At 74.1% G+C, this 22,129-nt stretch carries 15 protein-coding genes; 11 read left to right on the top strand and 4 right to left on the bottom strand.

Annotated elements, in window-relative coordinates:
* Nucleotides 1–126: 126 nt before the first annotated feature.
* Entirely contained in the window at nucleotides 127–1,983 is a 1,857-nt protein-coding gene (locus ABZ570_RS00220) for a nucleoside-diphosphate sugar epimerase/dehydratase (RefSeq protein WP_358055034.1), read from the bottom strand.
* Nucleotides 1,984–2,170: 187 nt separating this feature from the next.
* Between ABZ570_RS00220 and ABZ570_RS00215 the strand changes: the two genes are divergently transcribed.
* Entirely contained in the window at nucleotides 2,171–3,622 is a 1,452-nt protein-coding gene (locus tag ABZ570_RS00215) for a polysaccharide biosynthesis tyrosine autokinase (protein WP_358055032.1), read from the top strand.
* On the opposite strand, the gene ABZ570_RS00210 is transcribed toward ABZ570_RS00215, so the two are convergent.
* Nucleotides 3,603–4,178: a low molecular weight phosphatase family protein gene (locus ABZ570_RS00210; protein WP_358055030.1), complete on the bottom strand. Its 576-nt coding sequence runs from the start codon at nucleotides 4,176–4,178 to the stop codon at nucleotides 3,603–3,605. The two genes, ABZ570_RS00215 and ABZ570_RS00210, sit on opposite strands and share 20 nt — an antisense overlap.
* Nucleotides 4,179–4,301: 123 nt before the next feature.
* Between ABZ570_RS00210 and ABZ570_RS00205 the strand changes: the two genes are divergently transcribed.
* The 9 genes from ABZ570_RS00205 to ABZ570_RS00165 all read left to right on the top strand — a co-directional run bounded on the left by ABZ570_RS00205 (nucleotide 4,302) and on the right by ABZ570_RS00165 (nucleotide 14,912).
* Nucleotides 4,302–5,531, top strand: coding sequence for a glycosyltransferase family 4 protein (locus ABZ570_RS00205; RefSeq protein WP_358055028.1), 1,230 nt, complete (start codon nucleotides 4,302–4,304; stop codon nucleotides 5,529–5,531).
* 123 nt (nucleotides 5,532–5,654) lie between these two features.
* A complete protein-coding gene (locus ABZ570_RS00200) occupies nucleotides 5,655–7,439 on the top strand; it encodes a DUF4012 domain-containing protein (protein ID WP_358055026.1) in 1,785 nt (594 codons plus the stop codon).
* Nucleotides 7,440–7,452: 13 nt separating this feature from the next.
* Nucleotides 7,453–8,094, top strand: a complete 642-nt coding sequence (locus ABZ570_RS00195) for a hypothetical protein (RefSeq protein WP_358055024.1) — start codon at nucleotides 7,453–7,455, stop codon at nucleotides 8,092–8,094.
* Nucleotides 8,095–8,283: 189 nt separating this feature from the next.
* Nucleotides 8,284–8,700 carry a protein-tyrosine phosphatase family protein gene (locus ABZ570_RS00190; protein ID WP_358055022.1) on the top strand — a complete coding sequence of 139 codons (417 nt, stop codon included), beginning with the start codon at nucleotides 8,284–8,286 and terminating at the stop codon, nucleotides 8,698–8,700.
* A 129-nt stretch (nucleotides 8,701–8,829) separates the two neighbouring features.
* Nucleotides 8,830–10,173, top strand: a complete 1,344-nt coding sequence (locus ABZ570_RS00185; protein WP_358055020.1) for a D-alanyl-D-alanine carboxypeptidase — start codon at nucleotides 8,830–8,832, stop codon at nucleotides 10,171–10,173.
* Nucleotides 10,174–10,297: 124 nt separating this feature from the next.
* On the top strand, nucleotides 10,298–12,058 hold the full coding sequence (locus ABZ570_RS00180; RefSeq protein WP_358055018.1) for a lysylphosphatidylglycerol synthase transmembrane domain-containing protein: 1,761 nt from the start codon (nucleotides 10,298–10,300) through the stop codon (nucleotides 12,056–12,058).
* A 45-nt stretch (nucleotides 12,059–12,103) separates the two neighbouring features.
* Nucleotides 12,104–13,321 (top strand): glycosyltransferase, encoded by a 1,218-nt coding sequence (locus tag ABZ570_RS00175; RefSeq protein ID WP_358055016.1) that lies wholly within the window; start codon nucleotides 12,104–12,106, stop codon nucleotides 13,319–13,321.
* Nucleotides 13,318–14,067: a polysaccharide deacetylase family protein gene (locus ABZ570_RS00170; protein WP_358055014.1), complete on the top strand. Its 750-nt coding sequence runs from the start codon at nucleotides 13,318–13,320 to the stop codon at nucleotides 14,065–14,067. The genes ABZ570_RS00175 and ABZ570_RS00170 overlap by 4 nt, the downstream gene beginning before the upstream one ends.
* Nucleotides 14,064–14,912, top strand: a complete 849-nt coding sequence (locus ABZ570_RS00165) for a DMT family transporter (protein WP_358055012.1) — start codon at nucleotides 14,064–14,066, stop codon at nucleotides 14,910–14,912. Before ABZ570_RS00170 ends, ABZ570_RS00165 begins: the two co-directional genes overlap by 4 nt.
* 74 nt (nucleotides 14,913–14,986) lie before the next feature.
* Here ABZ570_RS00165 and ABZ570_RS00160 read toward each other — a convergent pair whose 3' ends face one another.
* Nucleotides 14,987–16,069: a HAMP domain-containing sensor histidine kinase gene (locus ABZ570_RS00160; RefSeq protein WP_358055010.1), complete on the bottom strand. Its 1,083-nt coding sequence runs from the start codon at nucleotides 16,067–16,069 to the stop codon at nucleotides 14,987–14,989.
* Nucleotides 16,050–16,703, bottom strand: a complete 654-nt coding sequence (locus tag ABZ570_RS00155) for a response regulator transcription factor (RefSeq protein ID WP_358055008.1) — start codon at nucleotides 16,701–16,703, stop codon at nucleotides 16,050–16,052. The genes ABZ570_RS00160 and ABZ570_RS00155 overlap by 20 nt, the downstream gene beginning before the upstream one ends.
* 261 nt (nucleotides 16,704–16,964) lie before the next feature.
* Here ABZ570_RS00155 and ABZ570_RS00150 point away from each other — a divergent pair, with 261 nt between their 5' ends.
* Nucleotides 16,965–22,100, top strand: a complete 5,136-nt coding sequence (locus tag ABZ570_RS00150) for an IPT/TIG domain-containing protein (protein ID WP_358055006.1) — start codon at nucleotides 16,965–16,967, stop codon at nucleotides 22,098–22,100.
* Nucleotides 22,101–22,129 lie beyond the last annotated feature (29 nt).

The following is a 22,129-nucleotide window of genomic DNA, read 5'->3' as shown; positions in this document are numbered from 1 at the left end:
GGAGTCGGGTCGTCCTGAACATCGCCGACCAGACTTCCCGGCACACCGCTTCCGACCCTATCCGACCCCGGCCTGCCGCTGCGAATCGAACCGTGGGACCTTCGTCGGCTGGGCGCGCCGGCCGCGTCAGCGTTGGCCGGGCAGCACCGTCAGCGGTACGCCGGTGCGCTGGCAGAGCGCCGCCAGCCGCTTGCTCAGCTCGTCCGGGTCGGCGTACGGGTCGAGCCCGCGTACCTCCTCCGCGGCCAGCGCCGGCACGCGGACGTGCGAGATGAGCGGGTGCAGCGGCCGGACGTCGGTCTCGTCGGCGCCGAACAGGTGCTCGTGCAGCTTCTCGCCCGGTCGTAGCCCGGTGTAGACGATGTCGACGGGGGTGTCCGCCTCGGCGGCGAGCCGGCGGGCGACGTCGGCGATGCGTACCGGCTCACCCATGTCGAGCACCAGCGCCTCGCCGCCGCGGCCGATGCTGGCCGCCTGGAGCACCAGCTGCACGGCCTCCTGGACGGTCATGAAGTAGCGCGTCACCTCGGGATGGGTGACGGTGATCGGCACCCCGGCCCTGATCTGCGCCTGGAACGCGGTCAGCACCGAGCCCCGGCTGCTGAGCACGTTGCCGAACCGGACGCTCAGGTACGACCCGCCGAGCTGGCTGGCGTAATGGGCGGTGAGCCGCTCGGTGATCCGCTTGGAGTAGCCGAGGACGCTGGTCGGGTTGGCCGCCTTGTCGGTGGAGATGTTCACGAACTGGGCCACGTCGCGGCACGCCTCCAGCACGTTGAGGGTGCCCCAGACGTTGGTCTTGATCGCCTCGCCGGGGTGCCGCTCCAGCAGCGTGAGGTGCTTGAGCGCCGCCGCGTGGAAGACCACGTCCGGCTGCCGGTCGGCGATGATCCGGGCGATGCCCTCCGCGTCCCGGATGTCAGCCAGGATCAGCTCGGGATTGTCCAGCAGCGCCCGGCCGTGCAGCGACATCTGGAGGGCGTGCAGCGCGGACTCGTCCCGGTCCAGCATCATCAGCTCGCCCGGCTCGCAGCGGGCGATCTGTCGGCAGAGCTCCGAGCCGATCGAGCCGCCGGCCCCGGTGACCAGGACCCGGCGCCCGGCCAGGCCGTTGCGCTCCACCGTCAGCTCGGCGACCCGCTGCGCCCGGCCGAGCAGGTCGGTGATCTGCAGGTCCCGGACGTCGGTGACCGCGACCGGACGGTCCAGCAGCTCACGTACCGGGGGCAGCACCTTGAACGCGGCACCGGCCTGGATGGCCTGGCTGCGCACGTCGCGCAGCAGCTCGGGGTCCGCGCCGCTCATCGAGAAGATGACGGTACGCGCCCCGGTGGCCCGCACCGCCGTACCGAGCTGCTCCCGGCCGCCCAGCACGCGCAGCCCGTCCACGCGCAGCCCCCGGTTGTCCGGGTCGTCGTCGAGCAGGCCCACTGGCCGGTACCGGCCGTGCGGGTCGCCGAGCAGCAGCCTTACCAGGCGCTCGCTGGCGGCGTCCACGCCGTAGATCAGGCACCGCTCGGCGCCCCGCATCGGCCGGCGGTGCCGTTCCCGCCGCGACCGCCAGGTGGCGCGCCCGGCCGCCATGAGGACCAGGGCGACGGTGCCACCCACGAGGGGGGTGGTGGCCGGCGCGGGATGCTGCTCCCACGGCAGCAGGCCGGCCAGGGTGAGCAGGGCGGCGATCGCCACGGTGATGGCCAGCCGGCGCGCCTCGCCGGCGCTGCCGATCGGGTGGCGGCCGTGCGTCCGGAACCGCAGCAGGGTGAGCACCGAGTGGATCGCCGCGCAGGCCAGCGCCACGCCGAGCACCCGCGTGCAGTCGTCGGCGGTGAGCTGGAACTCGTAGCGGGTCCAGGCCGCCGCCAGGAATCCCCCGCACCACGCGGCGGTGTCCAGCGTTAACAGGGAAAGGGCGGCCGTTCGGTGGGTGAGCCGGTCGCGGGGTCGGGCGGCGACTTCGGCGGTGCTGGGTCTGCGATCCATGGTTGCCCTTCGCATGGAATCCGGAAACGGAAGGATTTGTGCCGTCTATGCGCTTCCGGTCGTTTACATTCATCAAGGCGCTTACCGCGAGGGATAGGCGTAATGGATCCTGACACGTGCTTTAGGCGGTTTAGGGGGCTTTCGTGCAGTTTCATGGGCTGATCCGCGTGTCGAGAGGGGGAACGTGATGGGGGCTCTCAGTTACCTGCGCCTGATCCGACGGCACTGGTGGATCGTTCTGGTCGCCGTGATGCTCGCCCTGGGCACCGCGGCCCTGGTCACGGTCCGCGCCCCGGCCCGGTACCAGGCCTCGGTGACGTTCTTCGTCACCACTCCCAGCCAGGGCGTCACCGACGCCTACCAGGGCGGCCTCTTCCTTCAGCAGCGGGTCAAGTCCTACGCCGACCTGCTGACCAGCGACCGGCTGGCGCGGAGCGTGGTCGCGGAGAGCCCGCTCGGTCTGACCGCCGAGCAGGTGAAGGAGCGGATCAGCACCGCCACCGAGGCCGGCACGGTGCTGCTGAAGGCCACCTTCACCGACACCGACCAGACCCGGGCGCTGAAGACCACCGAGACCCTCTCGGCCAAGTTCGTCGAGCTGGTGCAGAAGGTGGAGACGCCGTCGGACGGCAAGTCGCCGCCGATCAAGATAGAGGTGGTGGGCGGTCCCCGGGTCACCTCCAGCCCGGTGTCCCCGCAGCCGGTGAGGAACCTGGTCGTCGGTGGGCTGCTGGGCCTGCTGGTCGGCGCGGGACTGGCCGTGCTGCGCGGGCTGGCCGACGTCCGGATGCGGGACGCAGCCGCGCTCCAGCGGGTGACCGGCAGCCCACTGCTCGGCGAGATCCCGTTCGAGGCCGGGGCCAAGGCGGCCCCGCTCATCGTCGGCGAGGCGGCCAGCTCGTCACGCGCCGAGGCGGTCCGCAAGCTGCGCACCAACCTGCGCTTCGTCGACGTGCACGAGCCGGCCCGGGTCATCGCGGTCACCAGCGCCCTGCAGGGCGAGGGGAAGACCACCACGGCCTGCAACACCGCCATCGCGCTGGCCGAGGCGGGTTGGCGGGTGCTGCTCATCGACGCCGACCTGCGCCGGCCCAAGGTCGCCGACTACCTCGGCGTCGACGGCGGCGTGGGCCTCACCGACGTGCTGGTGGGCGACGTCCAGGTCGGAGACGTGGTGCAGCGGTGGGGCGACAAGTCGCTGCTGGTCCTCCCCAGCGGCGCCACCCCGCCCAACCCCAGCGAGCTGCTCGGTTCCAAGGCGATGGCGGACCTGCTGGTGGCGCTGCGCGAGTCGGCGGACATCGTGATCATCGACACCGCGCCGCTGCTCGCCGTCACCGACGGGGTGGTGGTGGCCGTGCAGTCCGACGGGGCGCTGCTGGTCACCCAGCAGGGGCGGACCTCGCGTGGTCAGGTGGCCGCGGCCGCCCAGGCGCTGCACGCGGTCTCGGTGCGCCTGCTCGGCTGCGTGCTCAACATGGCCAAGGTCGCCAAGGCGGACGCCTACCAGTACGAGGCGTACAAGGTGGTCGTGCCGCCCGCGCCGTCCGTGCCCACCGACCGGGCCCGGGCCGCCCGGCGCGGGTCCACCGCCGGGGTCGGCGACCGTACCCAGGAACTCACCCGGCTGTCCCGATGAGCGCCAGCACGGGTCGGATGGACCGCTCGATCTCCTCCGCGCAGCGCCGGAAGTCGGCGGGTGAGCCACCGATCGGGTCGCTCAGGTCGTCCGCGTCGGGGGCGGCGGGTTGCAGCCGCCCCCGGGCGCGGGTCGCCGCCTCGACCGCGGCGCGCAGTGGCGAACGGTCGCGGGTGCCGGTGGCTTCGGCCGCGGCGGCCAGCCGGCCGAACTGGCGGAGCGTGAAGGTCCGGTGCAGCGCCGCCGGCGCCAGCGCCGTGCAGACGGAACGTTGCCGCCGCGTCGCGGTCAGCACCAGCGCGGCCCTGGTCAGGTGCTCGGCGCGTAGCCGGCGGGTGCGGAAGGCCGCCGGGTCCGCGCCGGTCCCGGCCGCGACCTCGGTGGCGTACGGGTGCATGAGTGCCCCGTCGACGGCGTCGGTCCCCGCGCTCGCCACGGTGACCGGCAGGTCGGCGAGGAGCCGGCGGGCGATGTACTCCGCCATCGGGGACCGGCACATGTTGGCGTGGCAGACGAAGAGCACCCCGTCGACCATCTGCACCCCTCTCGTGGACACGGTCGCGGGACGGAGCGCCGCGACGGCGGTGTTCCGGCGGACGCGGCCGGACGCGGAGGGGATGAGGGCATCGTACGGGGTGCGCCGCGTCGGGTGGCGGCTGGTCGCGCGGGGAGCCCGGCCATGAGGATCGGCATACTGTCGTACCACTTCCCGCCGGAGCCGGCGTTCATCCCGGGCAGCCTCGCCGAGGAGCTGGCCGCCCGGGGCCACGAGGTACGCGTGCTCACCGGCTTCCCGGACTATCCGGGCGGGCACGTGTATCCGGGCTGGCGGCAGCGCTGGCGGCACCAGACCCACAGCGAGCGGCTGACCGTCCGTCGCGTGCCCCGGTACGCCGGGGGCGACGGCTCGGCCCGGACGCGGATGGCCAGCTGGCTCTCCTTCGCCGGCAGCGTGGCGCTGATCGGCCGGCGCTACCTCGGCGAGGTGGACGCCCTCTACGTCTTCCAGCTTCCGGCGGTGGCCTTCGCCGCCGCCGGCCTGCTCCGGCTGCTCGGCCGGGTGCCGACCGTGCTGCACGTGCAGGACGTCTGGCCGGAGGAGGATCCGGTCCGGGACGGGGAGGCCCGCCGGCTCTCGGGGCGGCTCGGTGCCACCCTGCGCCGGATCTACCAGGAGGCCGACGGCATCGCGGTCAGCGCGCCGTCCATGCGGGACCTGGTGGTGGCCGCCGGTGCCGAGCGGGACCGGGTGCGGACGGTGCTCAACTGGACCGACGAACGGATCTTCCGACCGACCGAGCCGAGCCGGGCCGCCCGGCGGTTGATCCGCCGGGACGACCGGTGCGTGGTCATGCACGCCGGGACCATCGGCGTACGCCAGGGTCTGGAGACCGCGGTACGCGCGGTGGCGGCGCTCGGCGACCGGATGGACCTGGTCCTGGTCGGCTCCGGAGCGGAGGAGCGGCGGGTGCGGGGACTCGCCGCCGAGCTCGGGGCGGACAACGTGCGGTTCGTCGACCGGCGGTCGCCGCTGGACATGCCGGAGCTCTACGCGGCGGCCGACTACCAGCTCGTCATGCTGCGGGACCTGCCGGAACTGCGCGGCATGGTGCCCGGGAAGCTGCAGGCGGCGCTCTCCTGCGCCTCGCCGGTGGTGGCCTCGGCCGGCGGCGACACGGTGGCGGTCGTCGAGCAGGCCCGGGCCGGGCTCTCCTGCCCGCCGGAGGACTGGGCCGCGCTGGCCGACCGGTTCTGGCTGGCCACGGCGATCCCGCCGCCCGCGCGGGTCGACATGGGCCGGCGGGGGCGCGACGCCTATCTGCGGGAGATGTCGCTGCGGGCCGGCGTCGACCGCATCGAGGAAATGCTGCGCGACGTAACCGCGCAAGTCGCCCAGCCGCGTCGGTAACGCCGAGCGGGATTCGCTGGACGCCCAATCGCCCAAAACACCCGTTAGCGCACTCCATCAGCCGTTTCATGCTAGAAAGCGATCAATGATGCTGTCTGTCCGATTGTGGAGTGGGGGAGTGGTGTGACGAACAGCGGTGTGTCGCGCCGCCGGCGGCGAAGCTCCCGGCGCCGCACCCGGGCCCGGGTGCGGCGGGTTCTGCTCACCGGCCTGGTGGTCGTCTCGCTGCTGCTGACCGGCGGCGGCTGGGTCGCCTTCCGGGGCTGGCAGGCCCGGGCGCACCTGCTCAACGCCGCGGGTCTGGCCCGCGAGCTGAGTTCGCAGGTCGTCGGCGGTGACGCCGATCGGGCCCAGCGCACCCTGGCCGCCCTTCAGGAGCAGGCCGGCGCAGCCCGCGGTGCGACGGGTGATCCCGCCTGGTGGGTCGCCCAGCGCGCGCCGTACGCCGGGGACGACCTGGCCGCGGTGCGCCAGATCGCCGTGGCGGTGGACGACCTCGCCCGCCTCGCCTTCCCGACGCTGCTGCGGATCGACGTCGCCTCCCTGGTGCCCCGCGAGGGAAACCTGGACCTGGCCCGGCTCCGCGCGGTGTCCGCCGAGGTCTCCGCCGCCGACCGGGCGGTTCGCGAGACCGGCGAGCGGCTGCGGGCGGTGCCGACCGGCCAGCTGGTCGGGCAGGTGCGGGACGCCCTCACCGGCCTGCGGACCGAACTGGACCGGCTCGCCGGCCTGACCGCCGCAGCGGACCAGGGTGCCCGACTGCTGCCGCCACTGCTCGGCGCCGACGGTCCCCGCCGCTACCTGCTCGTCTCGCAGAACCCCGCCGAGTTGCGGTCCACCGGAGGCATGTTCGGCGCGTACGCCGTGCTCAGCGCCGAGAACGGCCGGATCCGGATGACCCAACAGGGCGCCAGCTCCGGGCTTGGGCTGTTCGAGCCGCCGCTGCGCGTGAACCAGGAGATGCGCGGCCTCTGGTCCGACCTGCCGGGGACCTTTCCGGCCGATGTCAACCTCAGCCCGGACTTCCCCGCCGCCGCGGCGTTGTACCGGGAGATGGTCCGCCGGAAGACCGGTACGACGGTCGACGGCGTCCTGGCGGTGGATCCGGTGGCGCTGTCGTACCTGCTCGGCGTCATCGGGCCGGTGGCCGTGCCCGGCCGGCCCGCGCTCTCCGCGGACACGGCGGTCCGGACGTTGCTCAGCGACTCCTACCGAACCCTCGGTGAGCAGGCGCAGGACGAGTACTTCGCGAAGGCCGCCGCCGCCGTCTTCACCGAGTTCTTCACCAAGGCCGTAAACCCTCGGGAGCTTTTGACCGTTTTTAACCGTTCTGTGGAGGAACGCCGGATACTGTTCTGGAGTGCTCGCACCGAGGAGCAGCGCGTTCTTGGCAACAGCCGGTTGACCGGGACGCTCCCCGAGACGGACACCGTGCCGACGGTCGGCGTCTTCCTCAACGACGGCAGCGGCGCGAAGCTCGGCTACTACCTGCGGTTCTCCGCCGCCCTGACCGTCGGCGACTGCCAGTCGGACGGGCGCCGGGAGCTGCGGCTGCGGGTGACGGTGCACTCCACCGCCCCGCAGTCGGGCCTGGACAAGTCGGTCACCGGGCTCGCCCTCTCCGGCGACCCGTACAGCGCCCGCACCTTCGTGTCGGTGTACACGCCGACCGGCGGGGCGGTGCTCGGCGGCCGGCTGGACGGTCGGGACACCGCGATGGGCAGCGGGACCGACCGTCGCCGCCAGGTGACCGTGGCGAACGTGGAGGTCAAGCCGGGGCGGACCCGGACCCTCGACGTCTCGCTGCTCACCGGCAAGACCGCCAGCGGCAGCGCAGAACTGATGCTCACGCCCACCGTCACCCCATGGACCACCCAAGTTGTTACCGCACCAAGCTGTGAACAGTAGGAGGGAATCCATCATGCGGCTATCCCGCATCATCATGGCGCTCACGGTCGGTCTGGCCGGAGCGGCCGTGCCGACCGCGGCCGGGGCGGCACAGCCGCAGCCACCGGTCTACCCGCCCCCGGTCGCCGCCCTGACCGTCCACCCGACCACCATCAGGCTCGGCGAGACCTTCACGCTCCACGGCAGCGGCTTCGCACCGAACGAGACGGTGGAGATCGACGTCTCCATCTCGGCGTTGCCGGTCGCCGCGCCCGCCGAGGGCACGGCCCGGCGCAGCGACGGCAGCACGGTGGCGATGGCCTCGGTGGCCTACGCCCAGCCGTTGTCCGCCGCGCCGCAGCCGGCGCCGCTGGAGTTCACCGTGAAGGCGAACAGCAGCGGCAGCTTCACCGTCACGTACCGGCCGAACCGGCCGGGGCGCTACACCTTCACCGCCGAGGGGGAGACCTCGGGCCGGACCGCCAGTGCCACGGGCATCGTCCTTCCGCCCCGGCCGACGAAGCCGCCGCACCACGACGGCCACCTGCCGGTGACCGGCTCGAGCCTCAGCACGCCGATGAAGCTCGGTGGCGGCCTGGCGGGGGTGGGCGCCCTGCTGGTGCTGCTCTCCGTGGCCTGGCGTCGTCGGGGCCGCTTCGGGATGGGCTCGCGCTGACCCTCGGCACGCCGGGCAGGGCCCGGACCACCGAACGGGTGCCCGCCGGACGACCGTCCGGCGGGCACCCACGTGTGGCGGCGGACCGCACCGGTTCCCCGGCGGAGCTCACCGCTGCCCCGGCGAACCTCACTGGTGCCCTGCGGCGCGGGACACCCGGTGACCGGAGCGGGGGCGCACAATGGACCGATGGACGCGGGGCAGTGGTGGGCGGACCGGACCGGGCTCGTCGTGCTGCCCCGCGGGGCGGCGGTACGCGGGCGCCGCCTCGTCGACCCGGCCACGCCGGCCGACTTCGCGCTCGTCCTGGCCGCCGGGCCGATTCCGGCCTGGCCGCACCGGCGGATCCGGTGGCCCGACTTCTGGGTGCCGGTCGACACCGCCGACGCACTGGACGCGCTGCGGGAGGCGTGGCGCCGGGCCTACGCGGGGGAGCGGGTGGAGGTCGCCTGCCGGGGCGGCGTCGGGCGGACCGGTACCGCCCTCGCCGCGCTCGCCGTCCTCGACGGGCTCGCCCCGGAACGCGCGGTGGCCTGGGTGCGCGCGCACCACCACTCGCGCGCGGTGGAGACCCCGTGGCAGCGGCGGTGGCTGCGCCGGCTGTGAACCCGGAGGGACCTCTCCGCTGCCGGTCGGGGATCGGTTGGTGACCCGGCGCGACCGGCCGCTGGACGCGGCGTGGCGCATCCGGCGGGTGTCACCGCGACACGATCTTGCAGGTTAGTCTCCCTGGTCATGAGAGCTCGGGTCCTGGCCGTCCTCACCGCCGCCGTCCTCCTCGGCACCGGGACGGCGGCCCCCGCCGCCCAGGCCGCGCCGGCCGGACGAGTCGCGTCGGCCACGCTGGCGCACCCCGTGCTGGCGAGACCGGCCGCGCCGCTCGCGCCCGCCGCCGCGGCCGCCCGGGCCTCCGTACCGTGCCCGAAGGCGCCCAGGCCCAAGGTGTCCCGCCCGCCCCGTCCGGTCCCACCGCCGAACGTGCCGGCGGACCGGGTCGTCGGCGGCGAGCAACTCGACACTCCCGGGCTGGTGGCGCCCGACGGCGCACCCGCGCCGCCGGCTGTCACGGCGACGTCCTGGCTGGTCGCCGACCTGGACACCGGGGCCGTGCTGGGCGCCTGCGGCCCGCACGAGTACGGCACCCCGGCCAGCACCCAGAAGCTGCTGCTCGCGGCCACCATGCTGCCGAGGCTCGACCCGAAGCAGGTGGTCACCGTGACCCGCGGCGATCTGGACATCGAGCCGGGCAGTTCCGCCGTCGGCCTGCTGGTGGGCGGAAAGTACACCGTCGAGACGGTGTGGCTCGGCCTGCTGCTCAACTCGGGCAACGAGGCCGCAAACGTGCTGGCCCGGCTCGGCGGTGGTGCCGACGGCGTGCCCGGCGGGGTACGGGCGATGAACGAGGAGGCCCGGCGGCTCGGCGCCCGGCAGACCCACGCCGTCACCCCGTCCGGCCTCGACGGCAAGGGACAGTTCACCAGCGCGTACGACCTGGCGCTGATCGCCCGGGCCTGCTTCGCGAACCCGCTGTTCCGCCGGTACGCGCTCACCGAGCGCACCCGGATCCCGGCCCAGCCCGCCCTGAAGAAGGGCGGCTTCCAGATCCAGAACGAGAACCAGCTCATCTACCGCTACCCGGGCGCACTGGGCGGCAAGACCGGCTTCACCCAGCTGGCCCGGCACAGCTACGTCGGCGCCGCCCAGCGCGACGGGCGCCGGCTCGTGGTCGCCCTGCTCGGCGCCGAGGCCCGCCCGGTACGCGGCTGGCAGCAGGGCGCAGAGCTGCTGGACTGGGGTTTCTCGCTGCCTCGCGACGCGTCGGTGGGTCGGCTGGTCGAGCCCGGCGAGCTGGACGAGGCGGAGGCGGCGGCGGGCAGCTCGCCGCCGGCCGCGCCCACGCCGACCCCGCCGCCGCAGTGGCGGGGACCGGCCGGCACCGCGCTGCGCCGGATGGCCGACGGCGACTGGCGGATCATCGTGCCGGCCGCCGGCATTCTCGCCCTCGCCGTCGGCGGTCTCGTGACGGCGCTGGTCGTACGCCGCGGTCGGTCCCGCCGGGTCGGCCGCCGCCGCGCCTAGGTCCGCCGCTGCGCCCGCCGGGCGGAGCGGGGCCGCCGCCGCGCCTAGGTCCGCCGCCGCGCCCGGCGGGCGGAGCGGCGGCGTTGCCGCCCGGCGGACGCCGGAATCGACCTATGGTCGGAGCATGCGGGACAGCGGCGGGGCCGGGGCCGCCGTGCGGGTCCGCCTGCTCCTCGCCGACAAGGGCGTGCCGGTAGGCGCCGTGGCACCGCTGCCCGGCGACGGCCGCGGGTCGCAGCCGTGGCGGGTCACCACCGCCGACGGCCACGACCTGTTCGTGAAACTGTCCGCCGGGCGGCAGCGGGAGGCGGGACGCCTGCACCGGTGGGGCCGGCGGCTGCGGTACCGCCACCTCGGTGACCATCCGGCGTACGACAGCGCGGTGCGGAAGGCCGGACACGAGGCGGAACTGCTGCGGCTCGCCGCGCGGGCCGGGGTCGGGGTGCCGCGCCTGCTGACCGAGGCCGCCGGCCCGGCCGGCGAGGGACTGCTCGTCGAGGAGTTCGTGCCCGGCCGGCCGCTGGACACCCTCCACCCCGACGAACTCGGCGCGGACGCCCTCGCCGACGTCTGGCGGCAGCTGGCCTCGCTACACCGGGCCGGGCTGGCCCACTGCGATCTGCGCGGCGCCAACGTGCTGGTGGCCGACGCGTCGGCCCGACTCGTCGGGCTGGCCGAGGGCACCGACCGGGCCACCCCGGAGCAGCGCGCCCGGGACCTGGTGGAGCCCCTCGTCCTGCTCGCCGGGCTGGCCGGCGTACGCCAGACCGTCGCCGCCGCCGTCGACCACCTGGGCGCCGCGTCGGTGGCCGACGCCCTGCCCTGGCTGCAGACCGCACTGCTGTCCCGGCCCGCCCGGCGGGCGTCGGCCGCCCGGCCCGGCCTGCTCGACGACCTGCGCGCCGAGATCGCCCACCACTGCCCCGGCCGGCCGGTACGCACCGTCCGGGTCGTCCGGTTCAGCGCCCGCGACCTCTTCCTGCTGGTCATGCTCGGCGTCCTGGGGTATTTCCTGGTCACCGAGTTCGGCAAGGTCACCTTGGCGATCGGCGCCCTGGGGCGGGCGAATCCGGGTGCGGTCGTCGGTGCGCTGCTGGCCGCCGCGGCGACGTACCCGGTCAGCGCCCTGGCGTTGCGCCTTGCCGCGGCCGGCCGGATCCCCTTCGGCACCACCGTGTCGGTGCAGGTGGCGGCCGGCTTCGTCAACCGGGTCGCACCGGGCGCCGTCGGCGGGTTCGCGCTCAGCCTGCGCTACCTGCGTCGACAGGGCCTGCCGCTGCCGCTCGCGGCCACCACGGTCGCCATCGACCGGGCCGCCGGCTTCGTCGCCGTCGCCCTGATGCTACCGGCCCTGCTGCCCTTCGCGCGGGGCTCGGCGGAGCACCTCCGCGCCGGGGTCGCCGGCCGGGGCTGGATGGTGCTGCTCGTCGGGCTCGGCCTGGTGGCGCTGGCCGTCGTGGTCATCGCCACGCCCCGCTGGCGGGCCCGCGCCCGGCGCGCCGGCAGCCAGGCGGTGGACGCGCTCCGCCTGCTGCTGCGCAGCGGGCGGCTGCTGCAGCTGCTGCCGGTGGGCCTGGCGCTCACCCTGGCGTACGCGACCGCGTTCTGGCTCTCGCTGCTCGCGGTCGGGCTGCCCGCCGAGCCGGCCCTGGTCGCGCCGGTGGTGCTGGTCTCGGTGCTGGGCGAGGGGGTGGCCACGGCGGCGCCGACGCCCGGTGGGCTGGGCGCCACCGAGGCCGCGCTGGTCTCCGGCCTGCTGCTCTACGGCGTCCCGGCGGACACCGCGGTCGCCGGCGTGTTGATCTACCGGCTCGCCACCTTCTGGCTGCCGGTGCTGCCCGGGTACGTGGCACTGCGCCTGCTGGTGCGCCGGCACGCTGTTTGACCGGTACCCGGCGTGGATGGCGTGACCCTGGGTATGCGCCGCGGCATGGAGTCCCCGGGACGGATCGTGGTGGTCTCCGCGGATGTCGGCGCCGGCCACGACACGGCTGCCGCCGAGCTGACGCGGCGGCTGCGCGGCCGGGGTTTCGTGGTGGACCAGGTCAACTTCCTGGACGTGCTGCCCCGCCCGGCCCACTGGGCCTTCAAGGAGGTGTACCGGGGCATGCTCCGGTGGCTGCCGTGGGGCTACGACGTGCTGTACGGGCTCGGCAGCCGGTCCCGATCGTCCGTGCCGATGCTCCGGGCGGCGCTTCGACCGTTCCGGCACCGGATGCGCCGCGCCATCCCCGCCGACACCCGGGCGGTGGTGACGACCTACCCGTACGCCAATCAGCTTCTCGGGCCGTTGCGCCGGCAGGGGCGACTGGTCGTCCCGCTCATCACCTACGTGACCGACTTCGTCGTCCATCCCACCTGGCTCGCCCCGGGCGTGGACGTCTACTGCGCGGTGCGGCACGCCGAGGTGCAACCGGCCCGGGTGGCCGGCCGTGTCGACGTCACCGTGGTCCAGCCGCTGGTGTCCCGGGCCTTCACCACCCCGGCGGTCCTCGACCGCCGGCACGCCCGGCAGCGCTTCGGCCTTCCGCCGGACGACCTGCTGGCTCTGGTCGTGGCGGGCGCCTGGGGCGCGGGTGACCTGGCGACCACCGTGGCGGAGGTGGCCGCGACCGGCCGCGTACGACCGGTGGTGGTGTGCGGGCGGAACGAGGAGTTGCGGCAGCGGCTGCGGGCCGACCACGAGCACGTCTTCGGCTGGGTGGACGACATGCCGACGCTGATGCGCGCGGTGGACGTGGTGGTGGAGAACGCGGGCGGACTCACCTGCCAGGAGGCGCTGGTCTGCGGGCTGCCCGTGGTGACGTACCGCCCGATCCCGGGGCACGGGCGGGCGAACGCCTCGATCCTGGCCCGGTCCGGCCTCACCCGGTGGGTGCCCGACCGTGAGCAGCTCGGCCCGGTCCTGGCCGCGCTGACCGGTGCCCCTCCGGTCGAGGGCGCCGCGGGTGCCGGGCAGCCCGGCCGCCGGGTCGGCGCCGACCTTGTCGAGCCGGACGTCGACCTGGCGGGCGTGGTCGCCGAGGCGGCCAGCCGGGCCGGGAGCGCGGGAAGCGAGGAGCGCGGCCGGCTGGCCCTCGTCGACTCGGTCGGGGACGCGGCGGCGGTGGTCGCCGCGCTGCTCCAGTCCGCGGGCGGGCCCCGGTGAGCGGTGGTCCGGCGGGGGCCCGCTGGGCGGGGGTGCTGCCGGCGCTGCACCTGGCGGCGGCACTGCCGGCGCTGCAGCTGGCGCCGGCGGTGACCGTGCTGCCGGTCGTCCGGCGCCGGTTCTTTCCCGGCCTGCACGGGGTCGGCCCGCCGCATCGGGTCGCGCTCACCTTCGACGACGGCCCCGACCCGGAGTCCACGCCGCGGTTCCTGGAGGTGCTGGCCGAGCATCGGGTCCGGGCCACCTTCTTCCTGCTCGGCACGATGCTCCAGCGGTCGCCGGACCTCGGGCGGGAGATCGTCGCCGCCGGCCACGAGGTGGCGGTGCACGGCTGGCGGCACGAGAACCTGCTGCTGCGCGGGCCGGCGGCCACCGTGCGCGAGCTGGCCCGCGCCCGCGCGCTGATCACCGCCGTCACGGGCCGGGCGCCCCGGTTCCTGCGCCCGCCGTACGGGCTGCTGACCGGTGCGGCCCTGATGGCGGCGTGGCGGCTGGGGCTGGAGCCGGTGCTGTGGAGCACCTGGGGCCGGGACTGGACCGCCTCGGCCACGGCCGACACGGTGTACGACACCGTCCGGGCGGGGCTCTCCGGCGGGGGCACGATCCTGCTGCACGACTCCTCGTGCAGCGCCGCGCCGGGCGCCTGGCGGGCGGGGCTGGCCGCCCTGCCCCGGCTGCTGGTCGAGTGCCGCCGCCAGGGCTGGATGGTCGGCCCGCTCGGGCCACACCGGGACGTGGCCAGGTGATCATCGCGTTGGTGTCCGCGCTCGGCGCGGCCTTCTGCTACGCGCTCTCCACCACCATCCAGCAGCGGGCGGCGAAGCGGCAGCCACCACGGCGAGCGTGGGATCTGCGGTTGCTGTGGCGGTTGCTGCGGACCCGGTCGTGGCAGCTGGGCTGGACGCCGAGCGCGGCCGCGCTCATCGCCCAGGCGGTGGCCCTGCGCCACGGCCCGTTGGCCGTGGTGCAGCCGTTGCTGGCCACCGGGCTGTTCATGGCCGTCCTGATCGAGGCCGTCTGGGACCGGCGGCCGGTGCAGCGCCGTGACCTGGTGGCGACCCTGCTCGGTACGGCGGGTCTGGCCGCCTTCCTGGCCACCGCGGCCCCGTCGGCGGGGATCGACGACCCGCCCGCGGCCGACTGGTGGTGGGTGGCGGCCGGGGCCGGTGGCGCCGTGGTCGCCTGCCTGGTGGGGGCCCGGCCGAGCACCGGCGCGGCCCGCGGGGCGCTGCTCGGCGTGGCCACCGGGATCCTGTACGGCCTGGCCTCGGCCCTGATCAAGGCGGTGGTGGCCCGGTTCAACGGCGATCTGCTCGCGCTGGTCACGGACCCGCGGCTGGCGGCGCTGGTGGTGGTCTCGCTGGTCGGCGTGCAGGTCAACCAGAACGCGTTCCAGAGCGGGCGGATCGCCGCCCCGCTGACCGCGCTCACCCTCACCGAGCCGGTGGCCGGCGTGGTCGTCGGGGCGACCGCCTTTCGCGAGTCGCTGTCGCTCGGCGGGGCGCGGAGCGTCCTGGTGGTGGCTGCGGTGGCCGCCATCGTGGTGGGTGTCTGGTTGGCCGGCACCCCGTCGCGGGCCACCGCCCGCTGAGTCCGCCGCCGCGGGTGCCGGCGGACGCTGGTTCCCCGCGTCCCGGGGACTCATCGCCGCCCGTCCGTCGGCGGTCAGCCCGACGCCAGCCGGACCGGGTCGCCGGTGGCGGCCGGACGGGCGGGTTCCGGCCGGGCCGCGTCGGCGGGCGACAGTTCCGGCACCCGCAGCCCGATCCGGGCACCCCCGTCGGGCCCGCTCCCGACGGTGACCCGGCCGCCGAGCGTCGCGGCCACCGCCTGGACGATGGCCAGGCCGAGACCAGTGCCGGTCGCGGTGGGGCGACCGGGCCCGCCGGCGAGCAGCTCGGGCACGACCTGCGGTGGGATGCCCGCCCCCGAGTCGGTCACCTCGACCGTCCACCCGGCGGCGTCCCGGTGGCCCACCAGCGCGATCCGGTCCCCGGGCCCGGTGAACTTCACCGCGTTCTCGATCAGGCAGTCCAGCGCCGCCTCCAGCCGCTCCGGGCTGACCCGGGTGAGCCCGATCGCCGACCGGCAGGACCACTCCCGGTCGGCGGTGGGCGCCCAGCGGCGGACGATCCGGACCAGTTCGGTGTCCAGGTCGACCGGGCGCACCGGGTGCTGCTGCTCCAACTGCATCAGGGTGACCAGCCGATGCGTGATCCGGGCCGCCTTGTCCAGTTCGTCGAGCACCACGGCGGTGTCCGCCAGGCTCGACGGGTCGTCGTGGGCGGTACGCAGCAGCTCGGTGTAGCCGCGGGCGATGGTCAGCGGCGTCCGCAGCTCGTGCGAGGCGAGCCGGACCAGCAGTTCCTGCCGGTGTGCCCGGTCCCGCTCGGCCTCGCTGATCCGGCGCATCTCGTGCAGCAGCACGTGGCGGCGGTGCACGTGCCAGGCCATCACGACGAAGATCACCGCCATCAGCGGTTCCTCGGCCGTCTCCTCCCAGCGGATCTCCCCGACGGCCGCGTGGTGGGCCAGGATCACCCCGGTGGTGGTGGTCGTCGCCACCAGCGTGGCCACGATCCAGGACAGCGGCCAGGTGGTGAAGCCGTAGACCAGGGCCAGACTGATCCAGACCAGGTGGAACGGCACGGTCTCCTGCCCGGGCAGGAACCACATCAACGCCACGTTGACGGCGGCGAAGACGACCCAGACACCGGCCAGCAGGCGGTTATTCTGCGGCGTACGCATAGCCCACGCCGCGCACCGTCTCGATCCGGTCCGGCCGGTCCAGCCGGCCACGCAGCCGGCGGACCGACACGTCGACCACGTTGCTGCCCGGATCGAAGTGCAGGCCCCACACGTCGGCCAGCAGTTCCTCGCGGCTGCACGGGCGGCCGGCGCGGCTCATCAGGTGCTGCAACAGCAGGAACTCGCGCAGCGGCAGCTCCACCCGTGCCCCGTTGACGGTGGCCTGGCGCCGATGCAGGTCCAGCTGCACCGGGCCGACCCGCAACCACCGGCCCGCGTCCCCGGCCGGTGCCCCGCGCATCCGGGCCCGGACCCGGGCCAGCAGCTCCGCGACCGCGAACGGCTTGCCGAGAAAGTCCGCGGCGCCCGCCTCCAGCACCGCCACCCGGGTGCTGATCTCCGGCACCGCGGAGAGCACCAGCACCGGTTGCTCGGGCCGCCGCTGGAGCAACCGCTCCAGCACCTGGCGGCCGTCCAGGCCGGGCAGCATCAGATCCAGCACCACCAGGTCGAAGTCCCGGCGCAGCGCCGCGTCCAACCCGGCCGTGCCGGAAGCCGCCCGCTCGGTCAGCAGGCCACCGCCCTCCAGCGCCCGCGTGACCAACCGTCCGATCCGCTCGTCGTCCTCGATCACCAGTACTCGCCCCACCGTGCCCCCACAGACGTCGGTGCCTTTCCGGTGTCCCTATGAAGCGCGCCTCGCGTTCATTCACGCCACCGCCGAACGGCGGGCCTTTCTGTCGCGCTTCCGACACAGCAGGTCGGCGGCCGGATGACGGTCGCATGACGGGGCCGTCATAAACCGTCGCCGGTGCGCCGCCACCGCCGATGCTCCTCACACCAGCCCGGCCGCGTACCGCCGCGGCCGTTCTCCGCTGACCGAGGGGGTGAGGGCATGCCGCGCCGTTCCGTCTGGCCACGCTGGTTCGTGTCCGCCAGTTGCCTACTGCTCGTCGGGTTCGTCGTACCGCCGGGTCCGGCCGCCGCCGAGCCCACCACGGGCGGAATCACCCTCAAGGTGGTCAGCGCCCGGACCGTCGGGGCGGCCCCGCAGATCCAGCAGGGTGATCCGGTGACCGACTACCGCTGGATGATCACGGCGGACGACGCCGGCGACCCGCACGACGCGCCGGAGCACTGCCTGCCGGCCCGGGCCAGGGTGGCCAGCCCGCCCGACTTCGCCGACCACTGCCGCTGGCCGTCCATCCGCAACACCCCCGGCGCGGTGCCGGTGGTCGCCCAGGGCGACCAGGAGACGCTCGCCGCCGGCACGGGGCTGGCCGGCCTGCCGGACGGCCGCTACCTGATCTCGGTCACCGCCGACGGCTACAAGATCGACGGTGAGCACTTCACGGTCACGCCGGGTCGGACCACCCCGGTGACCGTCGGCATGCAGCCGTACCCGCTGCCGCTGGGCACGGTCCGGCTCCGGATCTTCGAGGACAGCGTCCCGGTCGACGGCACGTACGAGGTCGGCGCCGAGCGCGGCCTGGCCGGCTTCACCGCCCACCTCGCCGACGTGATGGGCGAGGTGACCGTCGACTACTACGGCAACCCGCTCTGCACGGAGTACAAGCACAGCGCCCCGGACGCCAACCACCCCGCCGGGCAGGTGATCTTCGACGACGACGGCCGGCCGGTGATCGCCAGCGAGTCCACCGGCTGCCGCAGCGACGCGAACGGTGACATCGTCATCCCCAACCTCGGCCCGAACCGGTACGCCGCCTCGGTCGTCGCCCCGAGCGGGCAGACCTGGGTGCAGACCACCACCCTGGAGGGCGGCCACGACTGGGACGTCTGGGTGCAGGAGAACGACACCGGCTACGACACCGAGCAGAGCCTCGGCGGCGAGACGGTGCCGTACGTCGACTTCGGCTTCGTCGCCCCGAAGGCGCTCACCGGCTCCGCCAAGGGCGCGATCACCGGCACGGTGGTGCAGATCTACACCTACATCGGCGGGCAGGGCGGCGTGACGGTGCCGGAGACCGGGGTTGCCGGCGGGAAGATCGCCGGCCCGGTGAGCCGGCCCTGGGTGGCCCTGTCCGACCTCGGCGACGGCGACCAGATGATCTACCTGGACCGGGGCGGCGCCGACGGCTCCTTCCGCATCCCGAACGTGCCCGACGGCACCTACCAGCTGACCCTCTGGGACGGCCCCCAGGAGATGCTGCTCGACTCGTTCAACGTCACGGTCAGCGGAGGGAAGACCGTCCACGTCGGCACCAAGCCGCTCGCGGGCTGGTTCACCGAGATCACCGGCACCGTCTTCGTGGACACCAACGGCAACGGCCGGCAGGACCCCGGCGAGAAGGGCGTGCCCCGTTTCCCGCTGGTGGTCAAGGAACGCGACAACTCCCTGATGGACCAGGCCACCAACAGCGTGGTCACCGACAGCAACGGCCACTACTCGATCAAAGAGGTGTACCCACTGAGCAAGTGGCTGGTGCTGGAGGCGTTCCACACCCGCTACCGGACCACCGGCATCACCTACCAGGCGCCCAACGACCCCGCACCGACCACCCTGCTCGGCGCCGCCGTCGACGTCGACGTGCTGCCGATCATCGGGCTCGCCGGCCGGGTGGACTGGGGCGTGCAGCCGTACCGGGGCACCGAGAACGGCGGCATCGCCGGCACCGTCACCTACGACACCACCCGCAACGAGCTCGACCCGGCGTACGCGGTGACCGAGCCGTACCAGCCGGGCATCCCCGGCCTCAAGCTGCACCTGTACGCGGTGGTCCGCGACGCGAACGGCGACCCGGTCCGCGAGGAGGACGGCTCGCTGAAGAAGGGCCCGGAGCTCAACGACGCGTACACCTCGGAGACCTGGGAGCCCGGGCGCGGCTGCACGGCGCGGATGTTCGACGGGCGCCCGCTGACCGACCAGCTCGCCCTGCCGGACTTCGGCACCGAGGCGGACCAGATGTGCGTCGAGGCGCCGATGATGGGCTTCCAGACCGCACCGACCGACAACGACCCGACGAACTTCGGGCAGACCGTCAACGGCAACTACGCGTTCGCCGACTCGAAGCTCAACCTGATCCCGCCAGGCCACCCGGCGAACCCCGGCCCCGATCACGACCTGCCGCTGTACGCGCCGCTGCCCGACGGCCAGACCCAGCCGCTGGTGCCGGACGACTACCTGGTGTCGGTGGAACTGGACGAGAACCCGGTCGGCGGCGGGTCGATGTACCTGCCCACCCGGGAGGAGGACGTCAACGTCTTCGACGGCGACGGCTTCCTGCCCCAGGAGAACTTTCCGCCCGCGCCCGACCAGGCGACCGAGCAGCCGGCGCCGCCCGACCCGCAGCCCGACCCGGGTGAGCCGCCGTCGCAGGGCAACGGCATCAACTCGTCGTGCGCCGGCGCGCTGCACACCGTGCACGTCACCAACCCGGCTTTCCTCGACGGCGGCGGCAGCCCGTTCGAGGGCCAGCGGCGTCCGCTCTGCGACACCAAGCTGGTCGAGGTCCGGGCCGGGCAGGCCAGCGCGCCCAACTTCAACCTGTTCACCCCGGTGCCACTGCCCACCCACTTCTGGGGCCTGGTCATCAACGACCTCGGCCTGAGCCGCGACAAGCGCAGCGTCAACTACGGCGAGGCCGAGGGCATCCCGAACATCCCGGTCGGCCTGTACGACTGGGCCGGCCGCCTGGTGGACACCGTCGACACGGACTTCAACGGCATGTACGAGGCGATCGAGCCGTCGACCAGCACGTACAACTGCCCGCTGCCGGCCGGGCCGTGCCCGAACATGTACCGCTTCGTCGGCAACGACCCCGGCCAGCCCGGGCACCTGAACGCCAACTACAACCCCCGCTACCGCACCATCGGCACCAACTTCCAGGCCTGGCCCGGCCTCTACACGGTGACCGACACCGCGCCCACCGCGGTCGCGGCGGTGGGCATCTCGCCCGGCTCCGGGCAGCTCGGCGCGGTGGTCTGCGATCCGGCCGGGGACGACCCGCAGCTGTTCGCGATCTCCCGGCCCTTCCTGCGCAGCAACGACACCGACCGCCGGGTCACCATCACCGGCACCGGGTTCGGCGCTCGCGGTACGGGCAGCGCCGTCGTCTTCGACTCGGCAGGCACCGACCCGAGGGTGACCGTCAACTCCTGGTCCGACCGCCGGATCGAGGTCACCGTCAGCGGTGGCTCGGTCGGCCCGATGGACGTGAGCGTCACCGCCGCCAACGGCCGGCACACGGTCAACGGCCTCACCTTCCAGAACCTCGGCCTCACCACCGGCAGCGGCCTCGGCAGCGCGGGCAACCCCCGGCTGTTCCAGGTCAAACCGCCCGCCTGGGCGGTACGCACCGGGGAGACCACCTACTCCAGCGTGCAGGCGGCGCTGGAGGCGGCGGCCCGCTTCAGCGACACGGTGGCCGTCGCGGTCTGGCCGAACACCCCCGGCCCGGACAATCCGGCCGGCGCCTACCTGGAGAACGTGGTCGTGCACTCCGCGGTGCGGCTGCAGGGCGTCGGCCCCGGCGGCCGGTACGCCGACGGCAGCGTGGTCGCCGGGTCCATCCTCGACGGCCGGGCGTTCGGCATCGACAACCCGAGCGGCACGGCGTGGCTGAACCTGATCGGGTCCCTTCCGCACGCGGCGCCGGCGGCGGTGCCGGACGGGGCGGTGGTGACCGTCCTGCCCCGTCCGGGTCAGCTCAGTTCGAGCAACGCCATCACCATCGACGGGTTCCGGATCACCGGCGGCAACCAGTCCGACTTCCCGGGCAACATCAACCAGTGGACCGGCGGGGTGAGCACTCCGTACGGCGCGCCGGGCGCGGTGGTCACCCAGGGCGGCGGCATCTACCTGCACGCCGCGGCCCGCTACACCCGGATCACCGACAACGTCATCGTCGCCAACAGCGGCTCCTACGGCGGCGGGATCCGGGTCGGCACCCCCTACCTGAACACCGGCAACGACCACGTCACCATCGCCCGCAACCAGATCCGGGACAACGGCGGGACCAACCTGGCCGGCGGCATCGGCATCTTCGCCGGCAGCAACGCGTACTCGGTGGACCACAACGCCATCTGCGGCAACTTCTCGGCCGAGTACGGCGGCGGCGTCAGCCACTACGGCCAGTCCTACAGCGGCCGGATCGCGAACAACCGGATCTGGCTCAACCAGTCGTACGACGAGGGCGGCGGCGTCATGATCGCCGGCGAGCTGCCGTCGGATCCGACGAAGCTGTCGCCCGGCTCGGGCGCGGTCAAGATCGACGCCAACGTGGTGGAGGCGAACCTGGCCAACGACGACGGCGGCGGCATCCGGCTGCTCCAGGCCGGCAACGCGCCGATCGACGTGACCAACAACATGCTGGTCGACAACATCTCCACCCACGAGGGCGGTGGGATCGCGCTCGACGACGCGCCGGACGTGCGGTTCGTCAACAACACCGTCGCCGGCAACATCACCACCGCGACCGCCGCCACCAGCGACGGGCGCGCCGCCCCGGCCGGCCTGTCCACCACCGCCAACAGCGCCCAGCTGCAGGCCACCCTGCGGTCGGACGCGCCCTCGTTCAGCAAGCCGAAGCTGTTCAACAACGTGTTCTGGGACAACCGGGCCGGTAAGTGGACCGGCGAGTACGTCAAGGGCATCGGGGCCGCCGACGCCCCGGCCGGCGACGCCGTCCGGCACTGGGACATGGGCTCCGTCGACGGGGTGGGCCCGCTGACCCCGACCAACTCGGTGCTCCAGGACACCACCGGCACCGCGCCGAACATCACCAACCGGGTCGGCCTCGACCCGAGGTTCCGCAGCCCGTTCCCGGTGTCGGTGCAGGTCCTCACCTCGCGCACCTTCCCGTCGTTCCGGCAGGCGGTGATCGTGCTCCAAGAGGTCCCGCTGGCCGCGATGGGCGACTGGCACCTGGCCGGCGCCACCTCGTCGGCGAGCGACCTGGGGGTGCTCTCCCGCACCTACGGCACGTTTACCGTCACCGCCCCGACAGTCGACATCGACGGCCAGGCGCGCAGCGCCACGCGTCCGGACGCCGGGGCCGACGAACTGTCCTGAACGTCCGCGGGCGGCCGGCCCACACCGGC

The organism is Micromonospora sp. NPDC007271, from assembly GCF_040634005.1.
In the GTDB taxonomy this organism is placed as follows: Bacteria; Actinomycetota; Actinomycetes; order Mycobacteriales; family Micromonosporaceae; genus Micromonospora.
Note: the sequence above shows the minus strand (reverse complement) of the source record. Positions and strands in the feature narration are given on the sequence as shown.